This is a genomic window from Devosia sp. A369 (assembly GCF_054489345.1).
Genome location: NZ_JBTMWV010000020.1, coordinates 15,033 through 33,641, shown reverse-complemented (window position 1 = coordinate 33,641; position 18,609 = coordinate 15,033). Strand labels below are relative to the sequence as shown.

Annotated in this window: 19 protein-coding genes and 1 other annotated feature; of the genes, 13 read left to right on the top strand and 6 right to left on the bottom strand. The window is 62.8% G+C overall.

All coding sequences use genetic code 11. The annotated features are described in order from the left end of the window. Window positions 1–88: 88 nt before the first annotated feature. The 6 genes from flhA to ACX3OZ_RS17650 all read left to right on the top strand — a co-directional run bounded on the left by flhA (window position 89) and on the right by ACX3OZ_RS17650 (window position 6,878). Window positions 89–2,233, top strand: coding sequence for a flagellar biosynthesis protein FlhA (flhA, locus tag ACX3OZ_RS17675; RefSeq protein ID WP_459095705.1), 2,145 nt, complete (start codon window positions 89–91; stop codon window positions 2,231–2,233). 2 nt (window positions 2,234–2,235) lie between these two features. Next, entirely contained in the window at window positions 2,236–2,523 is a 288-nt protein-coding gene (locus tag ACX3OZ_RS17670; protein ID WP_459095704.1) for a putative quinol monooxygenase, read from the top strand. Window positions 2,524–2,724: 201 nt separating this feature from the next. After that, window positions 2,725–3,159 (top strand): GNAT family N-acetyltransferase, encoded by a 435-nt coding sequence (locus tag ACX3OZ_RS17665; protein ID WP_459095703.1) that lies wholly within the window; start codon window positions 2,725–2,727, stop codon window positions 3,157–3,159. 419 nt (window positions 3,160–3,578) lie between these two features. Continuing rightward, window positions 3,579–4,229: a PRC-barrel domain-containing protein gene (locus ACX3OZ_RS17660; protein ID WP_459105094.1), complete on the top strand. Its 651-nt coding sequence runs from the start codon at window positions 3,579–3,581 to the stop codon at window positions 4,227–4,229. A 72-nt stretch (window positions 4,230–4,301) separates the two neighbouring features. Next, a complete protein-coding gene (locus tag ACX3OZ_RS17655) occupies window positions 4,302–5,225 on the top strand; it encodes a PRC-barrel domain-containing protein (RefSeq protein WP_459105093.1) in 924 nt (307 codons plus the stop codon). Between the two features lie 46 nt (window positions 5,226–5,271). After that, window positions 5,272–5,327, top strand: a sequence feature (sul1 is cis-regulatory element that is thought to sense ions involved in sulfur or methionine metabolism; They are found in Alphaproteobacteria). 66 nt (window positions 5,328–5,393) lie between these two features. Next, complete coding sequence (locus ACX3OZ_RS17650) at window positions 5,394–6,878, top strand: SulP family inorganic anion transporter (protein WP_459105092.1); 1,485 nt, start codon at window positions 5,394–5,396, stop codon at window positions 6,876–6,878. Window positions 6,879–7,078: 200 nt separating this feature from the next. On the opposite strand, the gene fliJ is transcribed toward ACX3OZ_RS17650, so the two are convergent. Together fliJ and fliI are read right to left on the bottom strand one after the other, a co-directional pair. Further along, window positions 7,079–7,492, bottom strand: a complete 414-nt coding sequence (gene fliJ, locus ACX3OZ_RS17645) for a flagellar export protein FliJ (RefSeq protein ID WP_459095699.1) — start codon at window positions 7,490–7,492, stop codon at window positions 7,079–7,081. A gap of 52 nt (window positions 7,493–7,544) precedes the next feature. After that, the gene (gene fliI, locus ACX3OZ_RS17640; protein WP_459105091.1) at window positions 7,545–8,873 is read right to left on the bottom strand and encodes a flagellar protein export ATPase FliI; all 1,329 of its coding nucleotides are present in this window, start codon (window positions 8,871–8,873) and stop codon (window positions 7,545–7,547) included. Window positions 8,874–9,294: 421 nt separating this feature from the next. Between fliI and ctrA the strand changes: the two genes are divergently transcribed. From ctrA to ACX3OZ_RS17625, 3 genes are all read left to right on the top strand, one after another. Continuing rightward, a complete protein-coding gene (gene ctrA, locus ACX3OZ_RS17635; RefSeq protein WP_459095697.1) occupies window positions 9,295–10,002 on the top strand; it encodes a response regulator transcription factor CtrA in 708 nt (235 codons plus the stop codon). Window positions 10,003–10,162: 160 nt separating this feature from the next. Continuing rightward, entirely contained in the window at window positions 10,163–11,029 is an 867-nt protein-coding gene (locus ACX3OZ_RS17630; RefSeq protein ID WP_459105090.1) for an alpha/beta fold hydrolase, read from the top strand. 259 nt (window positions 11,030–11,288) lie between these two features. Next, on the top strand, window positions 11,289–12,551 hold the full coding sequence (locus ACX3OZ_RS17625) for an RNA polymerase sigma factor (protein WP_459105089.1): 1,263 nt from the start codon (window positions 11,289–11,291) through the stop codon (window positions 12,549–12,551). A 35-nt stretch (window positions 12,552–12,586) separates the two neighbouring features. On the opposite strand, the gene ACX3OZ_RS17620 is transcribed toward ACX3OZ_RS17625, so the two are convergent. The 3 genes from ACX3OZ_RS17620 to ACX3OZ_RS17610 all read right to left on the bottom strand — a co-directional run bounded on the left by ACX3OZ_RS17620 (window position 12,587) and on the right by ACX3OZ_RS17610 (window position 14,269). Continuing rightward, window positions 12,587–12,955, bottom strand: a complete 369-nt coding sequence (locus ACX3OZ_RS17620) for a response regulator (RefSeq protein WP_459095694.1) — start codon at window positions 12,953–12,955, stop codon at window positions 12,587–12,589. A gap of 78 nt (window positions 12,956–13,033) precedes the next feature. After that, window positions 13,034–13,747: a histidine phosphotransferase ChpT gene (gene chpT, locus ACX3OZ_RS17615; RefSeq protein ID WP_459095693.1), complete on the bottom strand. Its 714-nt coding sequence runs from the start codon at window positions 13,745–13,747 to the stop codon at window positions 13,034–13,036. Between the two features lie 54 nt (window positions 13,748–13,801). Next, window positions 13,802–14,269 (bottom strand): YHS domain-containing (seleno)protein, encoded by a 468-nt coding sequence (locus tag ACX3OZ_RS17610; RefSeq protein ID WP_459105088.1) that lies wholly within the window; start codon window positions 14,267–14,269, stop codon window positions 13,802–13,804. 144 nt (window positions 14,270–14,413) lie between these two features. Here ACX3OZ_RS17610 and ACX3OZ_RS17605 point away from each other — a divergent pair, with 144 nt between their 5' ends. Next, window positions 14,414–14,983 (top strand): DUF1134 domain-containing protein, encoded by a 570-nt coding sequence (locus ACX3OZ_RS17605; RefSeq protein ID WP_459105087.1) that lies wholly within the window; start codon window positions 14,414–14,416, stop codon window positions 14,981–14,983. A gap of 153 nt (window positions 14,984–15,136) precedes the next feature. Beyond that, on the top strand, window positions 15,137–16,081 hold the full coding sequence (locus ACX3OZ_RS17600; RefSeq protein ID WP_459095690.1) for a hypothetical protein: 945 nt from the start codon (window positions 15,137–15,139) through the stop codon (window positions 16,079–16,081). Between the two features lie 18 nt (window positions 16,082–16,099). On the opposite strand, the gene ACX3OZ_RS17595 is transcribed toward ACX3OZ_RS17600, so the two are convergent. Beyond that, window positions 16,100–16,453 carry a hypothetical protein gene (locus tag ACX3OZ_RS17595; protein ID WP_459095689.1) on the bottom strand — a complete coding sequence of 118 codons (354 nt, stop codon included), beginning with the start codon at window positions 16,451–16,453 and terminating at the stop codon, window positions 16,100–16,102. Between ACX3OZ_RS17595 and ACX3OZ_RS17590 the strand changes: the two genes are divergently transcribed. Continuing rightward, window positions 16,452–17,480 carry an RluA family pseudouridine synthase gene (locus ACX3OZ_RS17590; protein ID WP_459105086.1) on the top strand — a complete coding sequence of 343 codons (1,029 nt, stop codon included), beginning with the start codon at window positions 16,452–16,454 and terminating at the stop codon, window positions 17,478–17,480. The genes ACX3OZ_RS17595 and ACX3OZ_RS17590 overlap by 2 nt on opposite strands. Window positions 17,481–17,719: 239 nt before the next feature. Continuing rightward, on the top strand, window positions 17,720–18,589 hold the full coding sequence (gene rpoH / locus ACX3OZ_RS17585) for an RNA polymerase sigma factor RpoH (RefSeq protein WP_459105085.1): 870 nt from the start codon (window positions 17,720–17,722) through the stop codon (window positions 18,587–18,589). Window positions 18,590–18,609: the final 20 nt, after the last annotated feature.

The window sequence follows — 18,609 nt, the reverse complement described above, 5'->3', positions numbered from 1 at the left end:
CCGCATACGCGATGTGCGGACACACACCCCTCATCCGCCCTTCGGGCACCTTCTCCCGCAAGGGGAGAAGGGGAACGCAGTGTAGCCCATGACCGATCTCCCCAGTGGCCGCCCGCGCGCTCCGTTCAAAATCCCGACCGCCAATTCGGTCTTCGACATGCTGCGCTCGGGCGATATCGCCCTGGCCGCCGGCGTCATGGGCCTTATCGTCCTGCTCATCGTGCCGATGCCGGCTTTGCTGGTCGACGGGCTGCTCGCCGTCTCCATCGTCTTTTCGGTGATGATCCTGATGACGGCCCTGTTCATTCAGAAGCCGCTCGAATTCTCCGCCTTCCCCACCGTGCTGCTGATCGCCACCATGCTGCGGCTGGGCCTGAACCTGGCCACCACCCGCCTGATCCTCTCCGAAGGCCATAACGGCACCGCCGCTGCCGGCCACGTCATCGAGGCCTTCGGCAATTTCGTCACCCGCGGTAATTTCGTCATTGGTGCGGTGGTGTTCATCATTCTGGTGATCGTCAACTTCATCGTCATCACCAAGGGTTCGGGCCGTATCGCCGAAGTGGCCGCCCGCTTCAGCCTCGACGCCATGCCCGGCAAACAGATGGCCATCGACGCCGACCTTTCCGCCGGTCTGATCGACGAAGACAGCGCCAAGAAGCGCCGCGCCGAACTCGAAGGCGAAAGCGCCTTTTTCGGCAACATGGACGGCGCCAGCAAATTCGTGCGCGGCGACGCCATTGCCGGCCTGATCATCACCTTCATCAACATCTCGGCCGGCATTCTGATCGGCGTGATGCAGGAAGGCCTGACCTTTCAGGAAGCCGGCAATGTCTACACCCTGCTGACCATCGGCGATGGCCTGGTTTCCCAGATCCCGGCGCTGATCGTCTCCACCGCTGCCGGTATCCTGGTCTCCAAATCCGGCGTCACCGGCTCGGCCGACAAGGCCCTGTCGGCCCAGTTCACTGGCTATCCGCGCGCTCTGGGCATGTCGGCCGCCGTCATGGCGCTGCTGGCCCTGCTGCCCGGCATGCCGATCCTGCCCTTCCTGGCGCTGGCCGCCGGCGTCGGCTACGTCGCCTGGCGCGCCGCCCGCACCAAGGACGAGAAAGCCGCCGACGAAACGCTGCAGCAGTTGAGCAAGGCCCCGTCGCAGCCCGGCGCCCCCGGTGGCCCGGCCGCCCATGAAGAGGCCCCGATCAGCGACAGCCTGCGCATCGACGAACTCAAGCTCGAACTCGGCTATGGCCTGCTCAGCCTCGTCAAGGAAGATGAGAATGGCAGTGACCGCCTGACCGAGCAGATCAAGGCGCTGCGTCGCCAGCTCGCCATCGAGCTGGGCTTCATCATGCCGCCGGTGCGCATCCTCGACAACATGCAGCTTGAGCCCAATGTCTATAAGGTTCGCATCAAGGAAGTCGAAGCCGGCACCGGCGAGATTTATGCCAGCCAGCTGATGGTGATGGACCCCTATGGCAACCAGATCGACCTGCCGGGCACCCACACCACCGAGCCCACCTTTGGCCTGCCCGCCACCTGGATCGAGCCGGCGCTGCGCGACGAGGCCGAATTGCGCGGCCTCTCCATCATCGATCCGTCCACGGTCATTTCCACCCATCTGACCGAAGTGCTCAAGGCCAATGTCGCGGACCTCCTGAGCTACGCCAATGTGCAGTCCCTGCTGTCGGGCCTGCCCAAGGAGCAGCAGAAGCTGGTGGAAGACATCGTGCCCGGCATGATCACCGTCTCGGGCGTGCAGCGGGTGCTGCAAACCCTGCTCAACGAGCGCATCTCGATCCGCGACCTGTCGACCATTCTCGAAGCCATCGCCGAAATCGCCGGCCCCGGCCGCTCGGTACAGACCATTGCCGAGCATGTGCGCAGCCGCCTGTCGCGCCAGCTCTGCGCCGCCAATCTGGGGCCGGACGGCAATCTGCCGCTGCTGACCCTGGGCCCGCAATGGGAACGCGATTTCGCCGAAGCCATGGTTGGCGAGGGCGAAAACCGCCATCTGGCCATGGCCCCGAGCCGCTTGCAGCAATTCATCGGCGCCATCCAGACCGCCTTCGAGCGCGCCGCCCAGCAGGGCGAATTGCCGGTACTGATCACCTCACCCTCGATCCGCCCGCATGTCCGCTCGATCATCGAGCGCTTCCGTCCGCAGACCGTGGTGATGAGCCAGAACGAGGTGCATCCCCGCATCCGCCTCAAGACCGTCGGCAGCGTCTAGCCATGACCACCGGCCAAATCCATCTGACGGGCTATGTCGAAATTCCCGCCGACCGGCTGGCCGCCGTCTTGCAGGCCCTGCCCGAGCACATCGCCCTGACCCGGGCCGAGCCCGGCTGCCTCAGTTTCGAAATCGTCCACAGCGCCGATGACCCGACCCGGTTGCTGGTCGCTGAACTTTTCACCGACCAGGCCGCCTTCGACGCCCACCAGCACCGCGCCGGCGCCTCCGCCTGGGCCCGCATCACCGCCGGCCTGCCCCGGCACTACACCATCACCACCACGCCCTGATCGCCATAAGACGCAGCGTCAGTTTGATCCCAAAACTCACCCCACCCACGATGTCACCCCGGCCTTGAGCCGGGGCCCATCCTGAGATCCCGCCGGCAAAACCATCTCAAGATGGATCCCGGCTCAAGGCCGGGATGACACCCTGTTTGTTGTGCCTCCAACCCCGATGACACCGCATCCACCACTGGTTATTCTCCCCCCATGTCCATCACCATCCTCACCGTCCCGCCCTTTTCCACCCTGTGCAACGCCGCCTTCGCGCTGCGCCGCGAAGTCTTTGTCTGGGAGCAGCACGTCCCCGAGGCAGACGAGCACGATGCCGATGACATGACCGCCACCCATTTCGTCGCCATCGTGGCCGGCGAAGTGGTCGGCACGCTGCGGCTCATCACCCTGCCCGAGCACATCAAGATCGGTCGGGTCGCCGTGCGCCAGTCGTTTCGCGGCCAGGGCATTGCCAAGGCGATGATGCTGGCGGCGATGGATCATGCCCGCGCCCAGGGTCGCGACCGCTTCTACCTCACGGCGCAATCGGACAAGCTGGGCATGTATGAAAAGCTCGGCTTCGCCGCCTTCGGCCCCGAGTTTCAGGATGGCGGCATGCCGCACCGCGCCATGCGCAGCTATGACTTGTGAGCGGCTCGCAGGGACAAATCGCTCCGGTGGAGCGATTTGAGTGAACAAGGCCATGAGGGCTACGCCCGAATGGCGGTGCCGTATTAACCAATTAGCAGGGCCTTAAGCCTGTCGCGCGGCAAGCCGTTTCCTGCCCCGCTGATTGCGCTATTATTGGCGATGTCGGGAGGTTTGCGCGCCCTGTGCTGCGCAGCGCCCGAACAATACCGCCAGGGAGGCGGAGGAGGCCGGCAGCGATTTCGCTAGCCGGCCTTTTCAATGCCGGTTCCCACCAAATCCCAGCCAGCGCTCAATAATCTTTCGGAACGCCTCCGGCCGACCTGCGTTGTCGTGGACATAAAGGGCCGCACGATGCGCTACCGGCAAGTTTTGCACCGTACGGCCCGTTCACCTTTGACGATGAACCTTTGGAGCCTACAATGATCCGCACTCTTTTGGCCACAACAGCCCTTGCTGCCCTGCTGACCACCGGCGCAATTGCCCAGGACGCTGCTCCGGCCGCCCCCACTCCAGTGGAAAATGCCGTCGATAACGCCGCCGATGCGGTGAAAGACGCCACCGACGCCGCTGCCGCCAAGGATGCTGCCGCAGCCACGCAGGAGGCCGCCGGCAAGGCCGCTGACGCTGCCAATAATGCAGCCAACAATGCCGCTGTGGCCGTCGACAATGCCACCCGCCCGCAATTCGAGCTGTCGACCGGCTACACCGCCGTTGATACCGACAATCTGGGCACCCGCCTGATCGGCCAGTCGGTGTTTTCCTCCACCGGTGACGATGCCGAGGATATCGGCAAGATCACCGACATCGTGTTTGACGATAACGGCCAGATCGTCGCCGCCATTATTGGCGTCGGTGGCTTCCTCGGCCTGGGTGAAAAGTCGGTCGCGGTGGACTTCCGCAGCCTCGAATTCACCATCGCCGCTGACAACACCGAGCGCTGGGTGGTCCCCACCACCGCCGAAGCGCTGAACGCTGCGCCCGATTTCGTCTGGCTCGAGGATGAGCCGGCGCCGGCACCGGCTGACGCCATGGCGCCTGCCGCAGCGCCTGCCGCACCCGCAACCAACTAATCCCTCGCGGATTATCCCTTGGGGAGGGCCGGCCTTCGGGTCGGCCCTTTCTGCGTCACAGGAGATTCTTCAATGCTGCGTCCGTTTCTGACTGCCACCGCCCTCGCTCTGCTGCTGGCGTCGCCCGCCCTGGGCCAGGCCGCTGCCCCCGTTGCCCCCACGGAGCTGCAACAGAGCGGCCTGACGCCGCCCACAGTGCTGTCGCAAGGCTATGCGGCTGGCGGCGAGGATGTGCTGGTCACCCAGTTGCTCGGCCAAACCATTTATTCGGCGGTCGAGGACCCTGCTGAAAACATCGGCACCGTCACCAATCTGGTGGTCACCGCTGGCTTGGGTATTTCGGCCGTCGTGGTCAGCGTTGGCGGCTTCCTCGGCGTCGGCGAGAAGGAAATTGCCGTCGATTTCGCCCAGCTCGAATGGGCGATGCGCGACGATGGCTCGCGCCGCTGGGTGCTGCCCACCACTGCCGAGCTGCTCACCGCCGCGCCGGCCTTCATCTGGTCGGACAGCGAGGAAACCACCGGCAAGCCCGCCCTCACCACCCAGGAAGAAGAAGACCAGCTGGTCGACGGCAACCCCAACGCCACCGCCATTGATCCTGCCCTCACCACCGACCAGCCCGAAAGCCCGGCGATCGGCGCCCCGCTCGACCGCACCGGCTTTTCCGATTTCGATGAATCCGGCCTGACCGCCGACCAGTTGCGCGGCATCGGCGTCTTCGGCGTCGACGACCAGCAGATCGGCACCATTGGCGACATCATCACCAATGCCGATGGCAGCTTTGACGCGGTGATCGTCGATGTCGGCGGCTTCCTCGGCCTCGGCGCCAAGCCGGTGGCGGTGGGCTTCGACAATCTGGCCTTCTCCTCCGACACCTTCGGCAACCGCTATCTGTTCCTCAACACCACCAGCACCCAGCTCGAGGTCCAGGCCACCTACGACCCCACCACCTACGCCAATGACCGCGCCAGCCAGCGCATGGTGATCAACCCCTAGCCGCGCTTGATTTCTCCGGTCGAGGCAGGCACAAAGCCTGTACTCGATCGGACCCGGTGCAATTCCGGGTGGCTCTTCCGGCCGCCAATCCGCCGGACACTCCAGCTGACATGACCCACTGACCCGCGCGCCTTGGCGCCCGTTCCGTTTGGTCGTCTGGACCCCAACATGACCTTTGCCCAAACCTTGCGGCGCGATTGGCTGAGCAACATCCGTGGTGATGTGCTGGCCGGCATCGTCGTCGCCCTCGCTTTGATCCCCGAAGCCATCGGCTTCTCGCTCATTGCCGGGGTCGACCCCAAAGTCGGCCTCTATGCCTCCTTCATCATCGCCATGGTGATTTCCGTCGCCGGGGGCCGCCCGGCGATGATCTCGGCCGCCACTGCCGCCACCGCCGTCTTGATGGGCAGCCTGGTGCGCGAGCATGGCCTGCAATATCTGCTGGCCGCCACCATTCTGGCCGGCCTGCTGCAGATCGGCGCCGGGTATCTGCGCATCGGCGGCATCATGAAATTCGTCTCCCGCTCGGTGCTGACCGGCTTCGTCAATGCGCTGGCCATCCTGATTTTCATGGCCCAGCTGCCCGAGCTGATCGGCGTCTCCTGGCAGACCTACGCCATGATCGCGGCAGGGCTCGCCATCCTCTATCTGTTCCCGCGCCTCACCCGCGCCGTGCCCTCGCCGCTGATCTGCATCCTGGTGCTGACCCTGCTGTCGCTGGCGCTGCAGATCGATGTGCGCACCGTCGCCAATCTGGGCGAGCTGCCCTCCACCCTGCCGATGCTGCTGTTTCCCGACGTGCCGCTGACGCTGGAAACCTTGTGGATCATCCTGCCCTATTCGGCTGCCGTCGCCGCCGTGGGCCTGCTCGAAAGCCTGCTCACCGCCTCCATTGTCGATCAGATGACCGACACCAAAAGCGACAAGAACCGCGAATCCATCGGCCAGGGCATCGCCAATATGGTCAGCGGCCTGTTCGGCGGCATGGCCGGCTGCGCCATGATCGGCCAGTCGGTGATCAACGTGAAATCGGGCGGCCGCACAAGGCTCTCCACCTTCATCGCCGGAGCCTTCCTGCTGTTCCTGCTGATGGTGCTTGGCGACGTGGTCGGGCTCATTCCCATGCCGGCGCTGGTCGCCATCATGATCATGGTCTCCATCGGCACCTTCAACTGGTCGTCCTTCGCCGATCTGCGCAAGCATCCGCGCCGCTCCAGCATCGTCATGCTGGCCACGGTGCTGACCGTGCTCGGCACGCATAATCTGGCGCTCGGCGTCGGCGTCGGCGTGCTGCTCTCCGGCATCTTCTTTGCCTGGAAGGTGGCGCAGATTTTCCGCGTCACCACCACGCTGTCCGATGATGGCCAAGAGCGGCACTACCGGATCGAAGGCCAGCTGTTCTTCGCCTCGACCGAAAAATTCCTCGACGCCTTCGACTTCGCCGAACCGCTCCAGCGCGTGACCATCGACGTCAGCACCGCCCATATCTGGGACCTCAGCGGCGTCAACGCCGTCGATGTGGCGATCCTCAAATTCCGCCGCGCCAGGGTAGAAGTCGAACTCTTGGGCATGAACGAAGCCAGCGCCACCATCATGGACCGGCTGGCCGTGCACGACGAAGCCGGCGCCATCGACCGCGTCCTCGGCCCCTGACGCAAACCTGACCTCGACCCACCAGGCCCACCCCACCCCCGATGTCACCCCGGCCTTGAGCCGGGGCCCATCCTGAGATCTCGAGATGGGTCTCGGCTCAAGGCCGGGATGACACTGCGTTTTGCCTGACCACCGGAACACACCCCCAAACGCAAAAAGGCCCGCAAACTGCGGGCCTTTTTTTTCAAACTCCGTAACGCCTACTGGCTGCGAAACCGCAGCCGGCCGATTTCGTCATATTCGGCCTGTTCCAGCTTGAGCTGCTCGGCAGCCTCGCGCTGGTGCTCGCGCTGGTCGAGCAGTTCGACCTTTTTGAGATCTTCAAGGGCTTCGGCGAGCGCGTCCTGGGCCGCTTCGAGCTTGCCCTTCATGTCGCCGGCCGAATTGAGCAGATTGTCGCGCCTGGTCAGCGCGGCCTTCGCAAACGTCGAATAGGCGAAATGCGCCACATCGGAAATGCCGGTCTTGGTCTGCTCGATTTCAATCTGCTGGTCGAGTTCGGACGCCATGCGTTCGAAATCGGCCACCATCATCTCGATCTGCGCGACCTGACGGCGCTTTTCGTCCACCTGGAACTTTTTGAGCCGAATGAGGCTCTCGCTGCGCGATTTCAAGACCTGTACTCCTTACACACCAAGTCAGTTCCGGGACCCATACCCAGTCCCATCAGCCTGCCGCGCCCGCCTCGGCCACGATCTCCGCGAGCCTGCTATAGCCCTCGGCAATCGTCGTCGTCTCTTCCCGCTCCTGGCTCAAAAAAGCCTCTAATGCGGGATAGATGGCGATAGCGCGGTCCACTTTCGGATCTGACCCTTTCCGGTAAGCCCCCAGCCGGATCAGTTCCTCCATGTCGGAATAAATCGACATGAGTTCTCGCGCCTTGGCCAGAACCGGCCGAAATTCGGCTGGCACACACCCTGGCATGGTGCGCGAGATGGACCGGAGCACGTTCACAGCCGGGTAGCGTCCCCGCTCGGCAATCCCGCGCTCCATCACAATATGACCATCCAGAATACCGCGCACGGCGTCCGCGATGGGCTCATTGTGATCATCACCTTCGACCAAAACGGTAAATAGTCCGGTAACAGAACCGGTTAATGGAGTCCCCGGACCCGCCCGTTCCAGCAATCGTGGCAATTCTGTGAACACGGTAGGCGGATAACCCTTGGCGGTGGGGGGCTCGCCGATCGCCAGCCCGATTTCGCGCTGCGCCATGGCAAAGCGGGTCAGGCTGTCCATCATGCACAGCACGCGCTTGCCAGAATCGCGGAAGAACTCGCTCAGCGCCAGGCTCATATAGGCCGCCTGCCGCCGCATCAGCGCCGCTTCGTCACTGGTGGCCACCACCACCACGGCATTGGCCAGCCCCGCCTCACCCAGATATTCCTGGATGAACTCATGCACCTCGCGCCCGCGCTCGCCGATCAGCCCGATGATCGCCACATCCACATTGGTGTTGCGCGCCAGCATCGACATCAGCACCGACTTGCCGACGCCCGAACCGGCAAAAATCCCCAGCCGCTGCCCCTCGCACACCGTGGTAAAGGTGTTGAGGCAGCGCACCCCCAGTTCAAGTGGATCGCCTACCCGCACCCGGTCATGTGCCAGCAGCGGATTCTGTCGCAGCGGATAGGCCGTGGCGCCGCGCGGCAGCGGTCCCTTGCCATCGATCGGCTCGCCATTGGCATTGATCACCCGCCCCAGCCAGCCTTCCGAGGGAAAGGCCGCGCCGTCATGGCGCTGGAACACCGCCTTGCAGCCCATGCGCACGCCGGAGAGCTGCCCGAATGGCAGGCACAGTGCATGCCCATCCTTGAAGCCGATGATTTCGGCGGCCAGCACTTCGCTGTTCACCGTCTCGATCTGCACCCGGCCGCCGACGCGCAATTCGCGCACCGGCCCGACAATTTCAATGAGCAGCCCCTGCACCGACTTGACGCGACCGAACACTTCGATGTCGTCGATGGCCTCAATGGCCGAGATCAGCGCCTTCATGTTCCGCTTAATGTCCGCTCGCTGGTGGCCCGTTTATGGTTTCCAAACCGGCCGAACCATGGTCAATCACGAATCACACAGTAACCCATCGTTAAGCAAATGGCGCTATTCCAAGCGGTGGACCCGTCCGTGCGCCATTTGGCCGGACCCGCCGCCAAACCCTTGCCAGACCTGCAATTGCTTGAGTCTAAAGAGTCGTTTAGAGCGGCGACTTAAACCATTTTATTAAGAAAAATTCATATAAATTGCTGTTAATTTTCAATAACTTAGACTTAATTTGTACGGATGGCATTTGCGTATTGCCCAACCGAATTAAACTTTGTTAACTATTTGGACTTAGGGTTCAGTCATATCCAGTAGGGTTGGCGTGGGCAGGCCAGGTCCCACGGTTCCAGCAGGAACGCATGACAAGGGGAATATAATGCGGGTACTCCTTATTGAGGACGACAGCGCGACAGCGCAAAGCATCGAACTGATGCTGAAGTCCGAAAGTTTCAACGTCTACACCACCGATCTTGGTGAAGAGGGTGTCGATCTCGGCAAACTCTATGATTACGACATCATTCTTCTCGATCTGAACCTGCCTGACATGAGCGGTTACGAGGTGCTGCGCACCTTGCGCGTCGCCAAGGTTCAGACGCCAATTCTCATTCTGTCCGGCCTTGCCGGCATTGAGGATAAGGTACGCGGGCTCGGCTTCGGCGCCGATGACTACATGACCAAGCCCTTCCACAAGGACGAGCTCGTGGCCCGCATCCACGCCATCGTTCGGCGGTCCAAGGGTCATGCCCAGTCGGTCATCACCACTGGCGAGCTGACCGTCAATCTCGATACCAAGACCGTCGAAGTGCAGACCCAGCGGGTCCACCTCACGGGCAAGGAATATCAGATGCTCGAGCTGCTCTCCCTCCGCAAGGGGACCACGCTCACCAAGGAAATGTTCCTCAACCACCTTTATGGCGGTATGGACGAACCTGAGCTGAAAATCATCGACGTGTTCATCTGCAAGCTGCGCAAGAAGCTTTCGGTGGCCACCGGTGGCAAAAATTACATCGAGACCGTCTGGGGTCGCGGCTATGTGCTGCGCGAGCCGGACGAGGTCGAAACCTATTCAGAAAACGTCGCCTAGCCCTCCCAGGCTCTGACGTTACTTGAAGCCCTGCGTGACCCTGTCCCGCGGGGCTTTTTCTTTGCCCTTGTGCCAAAAATTCTCCCGGCCTCTGTCGAAACCGGCGCCCCCGGCTCGTCGTTGGGTCAGAAGCGCCTAGCGCCGCACCGAGGAGAATTTCATGTTCCGCATTGCCATCATCACCGGCCTGTTGCTTGCCAGCAGCGCCGCCTTCGCCCAGTCCGAACCGGTCGGCGCCACCGTGCCGGTCAACGGCATGGAGATGTATTACGAGGTGTCCGGCACCGGCGATCCGCTGATCGTCCTGCATGGCGCCTATATGAATATCCCGACCATGGGCGCCATCATCCCCAAGCTGGCCGAAACCCATAAGGTCTATGCCCTCGAGTTCCAGGGCCACGGCCGCACCAATGATATCGACCGCCCCATCACCTATCCCAACCTCGCCAATGACGTCGCCGCCTTCATGGATGCTGTGGGCGTCGAGAAGGCCGATATCTTCGGCTATTCCATGGGTGCCGCCGCCGGCCTGCGCCTCGCCATCGACCATCCCGAAAAAGTCGACCAGCTGGTCGCCGCCTCGGTCGCCTACGACGTCTCCGGCTGGCAGCCGGCCTTTACCGCCTTCATTCCGAACATGGCCCCCGAAATGTTTGTCGGCACCCCGATGGAAGACGAGTGGAAAAAGCTCGCCGTCAATCCCGACGGCTTCCGCCCCGTGGTGGAAAAGCTCATCGCGCTGGAAAGCGAGCCAATGGCCTGGGAGGCCGAGGTCAAGACCCTGACCGCGCCGATGCTGATCATCGCCGGCGACGCCGATGTCTCCACCCTGGAGCACAATGTCGCCCTGTTCCGCCTGCTCGGTGGCGGTGACATGGGCGACATGGGCGCCCCCCTCTCCCCCTCGCGCCTGGCCATCCTCCCCGCCACCTCCCACACCGCCGTCATCAACCAGGTCGACCTGCTCTACGGCATCATCGAACCCTTCCTGCAGGGACAGACCCCGGAAGGCTTCACGGGGATGTAGTGGCAGTTCTTGAGCACCGAGGCATCAAAAAACACGGTGTCATCCCGGCCTTGAGCCGGGACCCATCCTGAGATGCAGCCACTGGTGTGATCAGCAGCCTTGGCGTGTTCGGCCAGCCCCTCCCAACCGCCGCCCTGTACCTCCCCCTTGATGGGGGAGGCTAGGAGGGGGTGGAGCCACAGCCACCGAACGGTGGAGCGCGAACCAGCCCCCACAACCACCTTGCCCCCGCCACATCATCCTGATTTCATCCCCCGCCATGACCTCTCAGTCCGAGACTCACCGCGCCATCACCAGCGTCTGGAAGATCGAGCAGCCGCGGTTGATCGCCGGGCTGACGCGCATGGTGCGCGACATTTCGCTGGCCGAGGAACTGGCGCAGGACGCCCTGCTCATCGCGCTCAAGGCCTGGCCCGAATCCGGGGTGCCGAAAAATCCCGGCGCCTGGCTGATGCAGACCGCCAAGCGGCGCGGCATCGATTATTTCCGCCACCGCAAAATGGCCGCGACCAAGCTGGAAGAAGTCGGACGCCTCATCGAGGACGACACCCCCGATCACGAGACCGAACTGGTCGAGGCGCTGGATGACGAGGTCGGCGACGATCTGCTGCGGCTGATCTTTACCGCCTGCCATCCCATCCTGCCGGCGGAATCGCGGGTAGCGCTGACGTTGCGCCTGTTGGGCGGGCTCACCACCGAAGAGATCGCCCGCGCCTTCCTCGCCGCCGAACCCACCAGCGGCCAGCGCATCGTCCGCGCCAAGCGAACCATTGCCGAGGCCGGCATTCCCTTCGAGGTGCCGCGCGGCGCCGAACGGGTCGAGCGCCTTTCCTCGGTGCTGGGGGTACTCTATCTGATTTTCAACGAGGGCTATTCGGCCACCGCCGGCGAAGACTGGATGCGGCCGCAACTCTGCGAAGAGGCGATGCGGCTCGGCCGCACCCTGGCCCGGCTGGCCCCCGACGATGCCGAAGTCCATGCGTTGATCGGCTTGATGGAAATCCAGGCCTCGCGCATTCCGGCCCGCACCGATGCCAAGGGCGTCCCGGTGCTGCTGCTCGATCAGGATCGCGCCCGCTGGGACCAGTTGCTGATCCGCCGGGGGCTGGCCGCCCTCGACCGCGCCGTCGCCCTGGGCGGCGCCGACGCGCCCTATGCGCTACAGGCCGCCATCGCCGCCTGCCATGCGAGGGCCCGCAAAGCCGTCGATACCGATTGGCGTCGCATCGCCGACCTCTATGCAAGGCTGGCCCAGCTCACCCCCTCGCCGGTGATCGAACTCAATCGCGCAGTGGCAATTTCCATGGCCGATGGTCCGGCGGCGGCGCTGGCGCTGATCGAGACCATCAAGGACAATCCGACACTGCAGAACTATCATCTGCTCTATGGCGTGCGCGGCGACCTGCTGAGCAAATTGGGTCGCCATACCGAAGCGACGCTGGAATTTCGCCGCGCTGCCGAGCTGACCCGCAATGAACGGGAACGGGTCTATCTGATGGGGCGGGCGGAACAGTCCGCCTGACAAGAAAACCACAAGAAATCTGTCAGCATGCAGCACTAGGCTGCTGCTGCGACCGGCTCGAATTTGGCTTCGAGAAGGGCTCGGTCGAACGGCTTCATCATATAGTCGCTGGCGCCGGCCTTCAGCGCTAAGGCTATGGCGCCAATATCGTTTTCGACGGTGCAATAAACCACATGGGGTTTCTCGCCGCCAACATAGGCCCGCAGCAGCTTGAGAAATTCGAGCCCGCTCATGATCGGCATATTCCAATCAAGCAGGATGGCATCCGGCATTTCTTGCCGGCATTTTTCGAAGGCGTCCTGCCCGTCTTCGGCTTCCTCGACGATATAGTCCATGTCCTCAAGCAGGCGGCGCGCCACTTTGCGCACCACACTGGAATCATCGACAATCAGGCAGGATTTCATCCCCCAAGACTCCATTGAGGCGAACGCACACTCCGATTATGCGTTCGCACATCCTAGGAATTGGTTAGCATTTCCGGCTCAGGCCGCGACGGGCTCGACCACTTTGGGCGTGGCGGTGAGGACAAACTGCGCGTCCTCCAGCCCGATCTTGATTTCCATATCCGTCATCCGTGCCAACACACCCGTGTAGAAGGGCTGGATGCCCCGCGCATCGACGAAGCCCTCCTCGGGCGTGCCCGCCAGCAATCCGACGCAACCCGCTGGAATCAAAGTCTTTTGGCGCTTTTCTGGGTCGCTCTTGGAGGTGAATTCAAACCGCTCCTGGCCGGCCTCGCCCTCGATGGTGGCCTTGACCTGCCCGCCGCGCGGCACCGACATGGCGGCGATCAGCAGCAGATTCATGAACAGCTTGGCCTTGTGCTTGGGCATCAGGATCAGCGGCACATTCCACTCAAGATCGGCCTTTTCGATCTCGAACAGGATACGGGCAACGCGCTCGCATTCGCGGGTGTCGATATCGGTGCCCGAGGTCGACGACGCGCCATAGGCCAGCCGCGCAAATTCCAGCTTGGCCCGACTCTGCTTGGCAGCGCTGGCGATCAGATCGCGCGCGCCTTCAGCCATTTCGGTCTGGTTGGGATCGGCCAGCACTTCAAGGCCATTGCCGATAGCACCGATGGGATTGATCAGGTCATGGCAGACACGGCTGCACAGCATGGCCGCCAGATCGGTTGCCTTCAGCTCGATGATGTCCATCTGGGCAGTCTCCGTAAGAATCAGTTCAGCCGACATTAGAGGGTGATCCATAAAAGTGGGACAGGTGAAATTGTGGCGCCGGGCCGGCGATCAATTGACCGAGAGGGTCTTCGACAATTCGGTCCAATGCGTCTCGGCCTGCTGGGCGGCCACGTCGGGCGCCAGCAGGAAGGCTTCGCGGTTGGAGGCCGAATAGAACAGATACAGCCGTTGCTTGAACACGGTGTAAATGCGGGGGTCGCTATCAGCGACATAGCCGCGCGCCACCCCCATCGCCCCATGCCCGCCAAACTGCGGCGCATAGATCTCGGGGGAGCGCTGGAAGATGTCGCGATTGGCGGCACTGGCGAAATGCCAGGACACATTGTTCCAGATAAATTCAAAATCCCCCCGCCCCAGCTGCGGGTCGGACTCGGTGAAATAGCTCACCGGGTCCATGCCATAAATGGCCACCCCGGTCAGCGGATCGGTGACGATCAGCGTCACCATCGACTGTGCCCGGACCGGCAAAATAGCGAGGTTGGCCATGCTCAATAGCGGCAAAACAAAGGCAAGCATGGTTAAGATTTGTTTAGAGATTTGCTTCATCATGGACCCAATGATCGGCATTGTCGGCGACCAAAGTCTGCCCGACAAAACTACGGTCCAAGCCTTAACGACTCCGTAACCGCCGGCGTCGCCCCTCGCCCCCGGGAGATTTCGATGTTCAAGCGCCTCGCCCTCATCATTGCCGTCATGGCCGCGCTCGTCGCGCCGATGCAAACTGCCTATGCTCAGGGCTCGCTCAGCGACAGCTATTCCGGCGAAGATCTGGTCGACAGCGGCAAGGAATTCTTTGGCTCCGCCTCGCAGGGCCTGGCCTCGCTGGTCGAACGCGCCGTCAGCCAGTTTGGCCTGCCCAATGGCTATATTCTGGGCGAAGACGCCGGTGGCGCCCTGTTTGCCGGCGCCCGCTATGGCGAAGGCATTCTGCACACCCGCAATGTGGGCGAATACAATATCTACTGGCAGGGCCCATCCATCGGCTTCGACATTGGCGGCGACGGCTCCAAGGTGATGATGCTGGTCTATAATCTCAATCAGGTGCCGGATGCGCTTGGCCGTTTTGCCGGCGTCGACGGCTCGGCCTATATCATGGGCGGCTTCGGCATGACCGTGATCAAGCGCGGCAATGTGGTGATGGTGCCGATCCGCTCCGGCGTCGGCGCCCGCCTCGGCATCAATGTCGGCTATCTCAAATTCACCAACGAGCCGACCTGGAACCCCTTCTGACGCAATCCTGACTGGCCCCGCTTGCAGCGGGGCCGTGACGGAACCTCCCAGAACCGTTAGGGTTAAACCCTGGCAAACCTGGCGGCCGCGCCTTGATGCTGCCAGATAGGGATTGCCCGTATTGCGTGCCGATGCGGTTTCGGAGTTTGGCCGATGGTCATCGAGAACATCATGTATTTCGCGCTGGGCCTGCTGATGGCCGGCCTGGTGTCGCTGATCATCCTGCCGGCCGTGTGGAAGCGCGCCGTGCGCCTCACCAAGCGCCGCATCGAAGCCGCCACTCCCATCACCATGGCTGAATTCCGCGCCGACAAGGATCAGTTGCGCGCCGAATTCGCCCTTTCCACCCGCCGCCTCGAAATCACCGTCGAGACCTTGCGCAGCCGCCTCGCCGAGCAATTGGGCGACGTTAATCAGGCGCGCAGCGACCTTGGTGCGCTGAGAGCCGAACGCGCGCAGCACAGCGCCATTGTCGAGGAACTGGAGACGCGCGAAGCCGAATTGCGCGCCCGGCTGAGCGAGCTGGAACGCGAGAATACCGATCTGTCCCAGCACTTGCGCATGCGCGAGCGCGAGTTGGCGGCGCGAGCCGACACGTTGGAAACCCAGCATAAAGTGCAGGCTGATCCGGTCGAAGCCCCCGAGGCTGATAGCCTGGTCGCCGCCGAAGCGCGCATGGCCAGCGCCGAAAACCAGCTCAATGCCCTGCTCGCCGAAACCAGCCACGTGGTGGAAAAATCCGCCGATCAGGCCGACCAATTGCTGGCCGACAAGCTCAGCCTCGACGCCGAGGTGGACGCGCTGCACCAGCAGGTGGGCAATGTCGAAGCCAGCATCCTGGCCGATTGGGACAGCGAGCGGATCGAGGATGCCTATCTGCGCGAAAAGCTCAACGACATCGCCGCCAGCGTCAGCCGGCTGGTTTATACCGTCGATACAGAAACTCCGGCAGCCACGGCCGAAGAGGAAAGCCTGTTCGACCGCGTCCAGCGCTTCGCCGATGATAGCGAGGGCAGTGACCTGCTGCCGACCAAGGGCCAGCGCAAGGGCTCGGTGACGGATCGGCTGACGGCGCTACGGGAAATCCAGGGGCGCTAGGGCTTAGCCCTTGCCACCCTATTCCGTCGCCAGCACCACCACGCGCAGCAATTCGCCCGTTGCCGGATCGAACAATGCCAGCGTCGTTGTACCGCCCGCCACATAGGTGACGTTGAGGGCGCCATCGCTCACCATGGCCGACACAATTTCGGCACCCGCGGGTAGCATAACGCTTTCCGCCATCGTGGGCGGCGGAGCGTCGCGCATCACGCGATAGACAAGGGCGATGCCAATCGCCATAAAGCCCAGCAACAGGATGCCGATCGAAATCCCGAAGGAACGGCGCGCCTTGGCAAACATTGCCAGCGCCTCGGGGGACAGTGGCTCGTCCGCTTTGGGGCCGCTTGGCCCAGTCTGATTAGGATCGCTCATGGCCGAAAATACCGCTGCAGAGTTCGAGGGCGACGAAGTCGAGGTCGTGGTCGATGCCGATCTGGCCGGCTTGCGGCTCGATGCCGCCTTGGCCAAGGCCCATCCGGTGCTGAGCCGCAGCCGGATCAAGGATCTGATCCTGGCCGGCGCCGTCAGCATGAACGGGAAGACCGTCAGCGAGCCCAAATACCGGCTAACGGCGGGCGAGACAATCATCCTTCTTGCCCCACCCCCCGAAGACGCCGAACCACACCCGGAAAATATCCCGCTCGACATCCTCTATGAGGACGATCAGCTCATCGTCATCAACAAGCCGGTCGGCATGGTGGTCCACCCTGCCCCCGGCTCGCCCGATGGCACGCTGGTCAATGCGCTGCTGTTTCATTGCGGCGATAGCCTGCAGGGCATTGGCGGGGTCAAGCGCCCCGGCATCGTGCACCGGCTCGACCGCGACACCTCCGGCGTCATGGTCGCCGCCAAGACCGAGCGCGCGCATCGGCATTTGTCCGCGCAGTTTGCCGATCATGGCCGCAGCGGCCCGCTGCACCGCGCCTATACCGCCTTTGTCTGGGGCACCACCGAAACAGCCAAGGGCACCATTGAGGTCCCGCTCGGCCGCGACCAGAACAACCGGCTCAAGCAGACGGTGCGCCAGGACGGCCGCGAAGCCGTCACGCATTATGTCGTCGAAGCCCGCTATGGCGATCCCGGCTGGGACATCACCCGGGTCCAGTGCCAGCTCGAAACCGGCCGCACCCACCAGATCCGCGTCCACATGGCCCATATCGGCCACCCGCTGGTCGCCGACAGCGTCTATGCCTCGGGCTATGCCACCAAGATCAACAAGCTGCCGCCCGACCTCGCCGAGCCGGTGATCGCGCTGGGCCGGCAGGCGCTGCACGCCGCCGAACTGGGCTTTGAGCATCCGATGACCAAGGAAGAAATGTTCTTCGAGGCCCCGCTCCCGCCCGATCTGGAGGCGCTGCACGAGGCGTTGGATGGCTACAACAAGGCGTTCGCGCGCTAGACCCGACCTTCACCACAAGGTGAATGAACCAAACTGCGGTTCAGGAGTCTAATCTAGCGGTGCCCCGCTACGGGCGCGCAACCATTACGGCTTTGTAACGTTTCTTCTGGTTGCCGCCCCTTACAATGGCCGCATTGGCGCCTATGTATCCATCGTAGTCTGGCGATGGGCCGTTGTGGCCATGGCCGGATTGTTGTCCGCTCGCGGAATGCGAGGGAACCAGAAAGGGGTGCGTGTCTATGGCCCAGACCAATCTACCAGTGCTCTCCGCCGAAGGCGGATTGAGCCGTTATCTTCAGGAAATCCGCAAGTTTCCCATGCTGGAGCCGAATGAAGAATACATGCTGGCCAAGCGCTACAAGGAACATGAGGATCCCGGCGCGGCCCAAAAACTCATTACCAGCCATTTGCGGCTCGTGGCCAAGATCGCCATGGGCTATCGCGGCTATGGCCTGCCGATTTCCGAAGTGATTTCGGAGGGCAATGTCGGCCTGATGCATGCCGTCAAGCGTTTCGAGCCGGAAAAGGGCTTCCGCCTGGCGACCTATGCCATGTGGTGGATCCGTGCCGCCATTCAGGAATATGTGCTGCGCAGCTGGAGCCTGGTCAAGATCGGCACCACCGCTGCCCAGAAGCGGCTGTTCTTCAACCTGCGCAAGGTGAAGGGCCAGATCGCGGCACTGGACGATGGGGCGCTGCATCCCGACCAGATCAAGCAGATCGCCACCACGCTCAAGGTGAGCGAAGCCGACGTGGTGTCGATGAATGCGCGCCTGTCGGGCGACGCTTCGCTGAACTCGCCGATGCGGGCCGACGAAGGCGCCTCGGAATGGCAGGACTGGCTGGTCGACGACACGCCGAGCCAGGAAACCTCGCTGGGCGAAAGCCAGGAGTTTTCCGAGCGCATGGGCCTGCTGAACAATGCCATGGACGTGCTCAACGAGCGCGAGCGGGCGATCTTCCAGGCCCGTCGCCTGCAGGACAACCCCAAGACGCTCGAAGAGCTGGCCCAGGAATATGAGGTCAGCCGCGAACGAATCCGGCAGATCGAGGTGCGGGCCTTCGAAAAGGTGCAAGACGCCGTCAAGGAAGCCGCGCGCGCTAACTGAGCGCGATGAAATATTCAAAA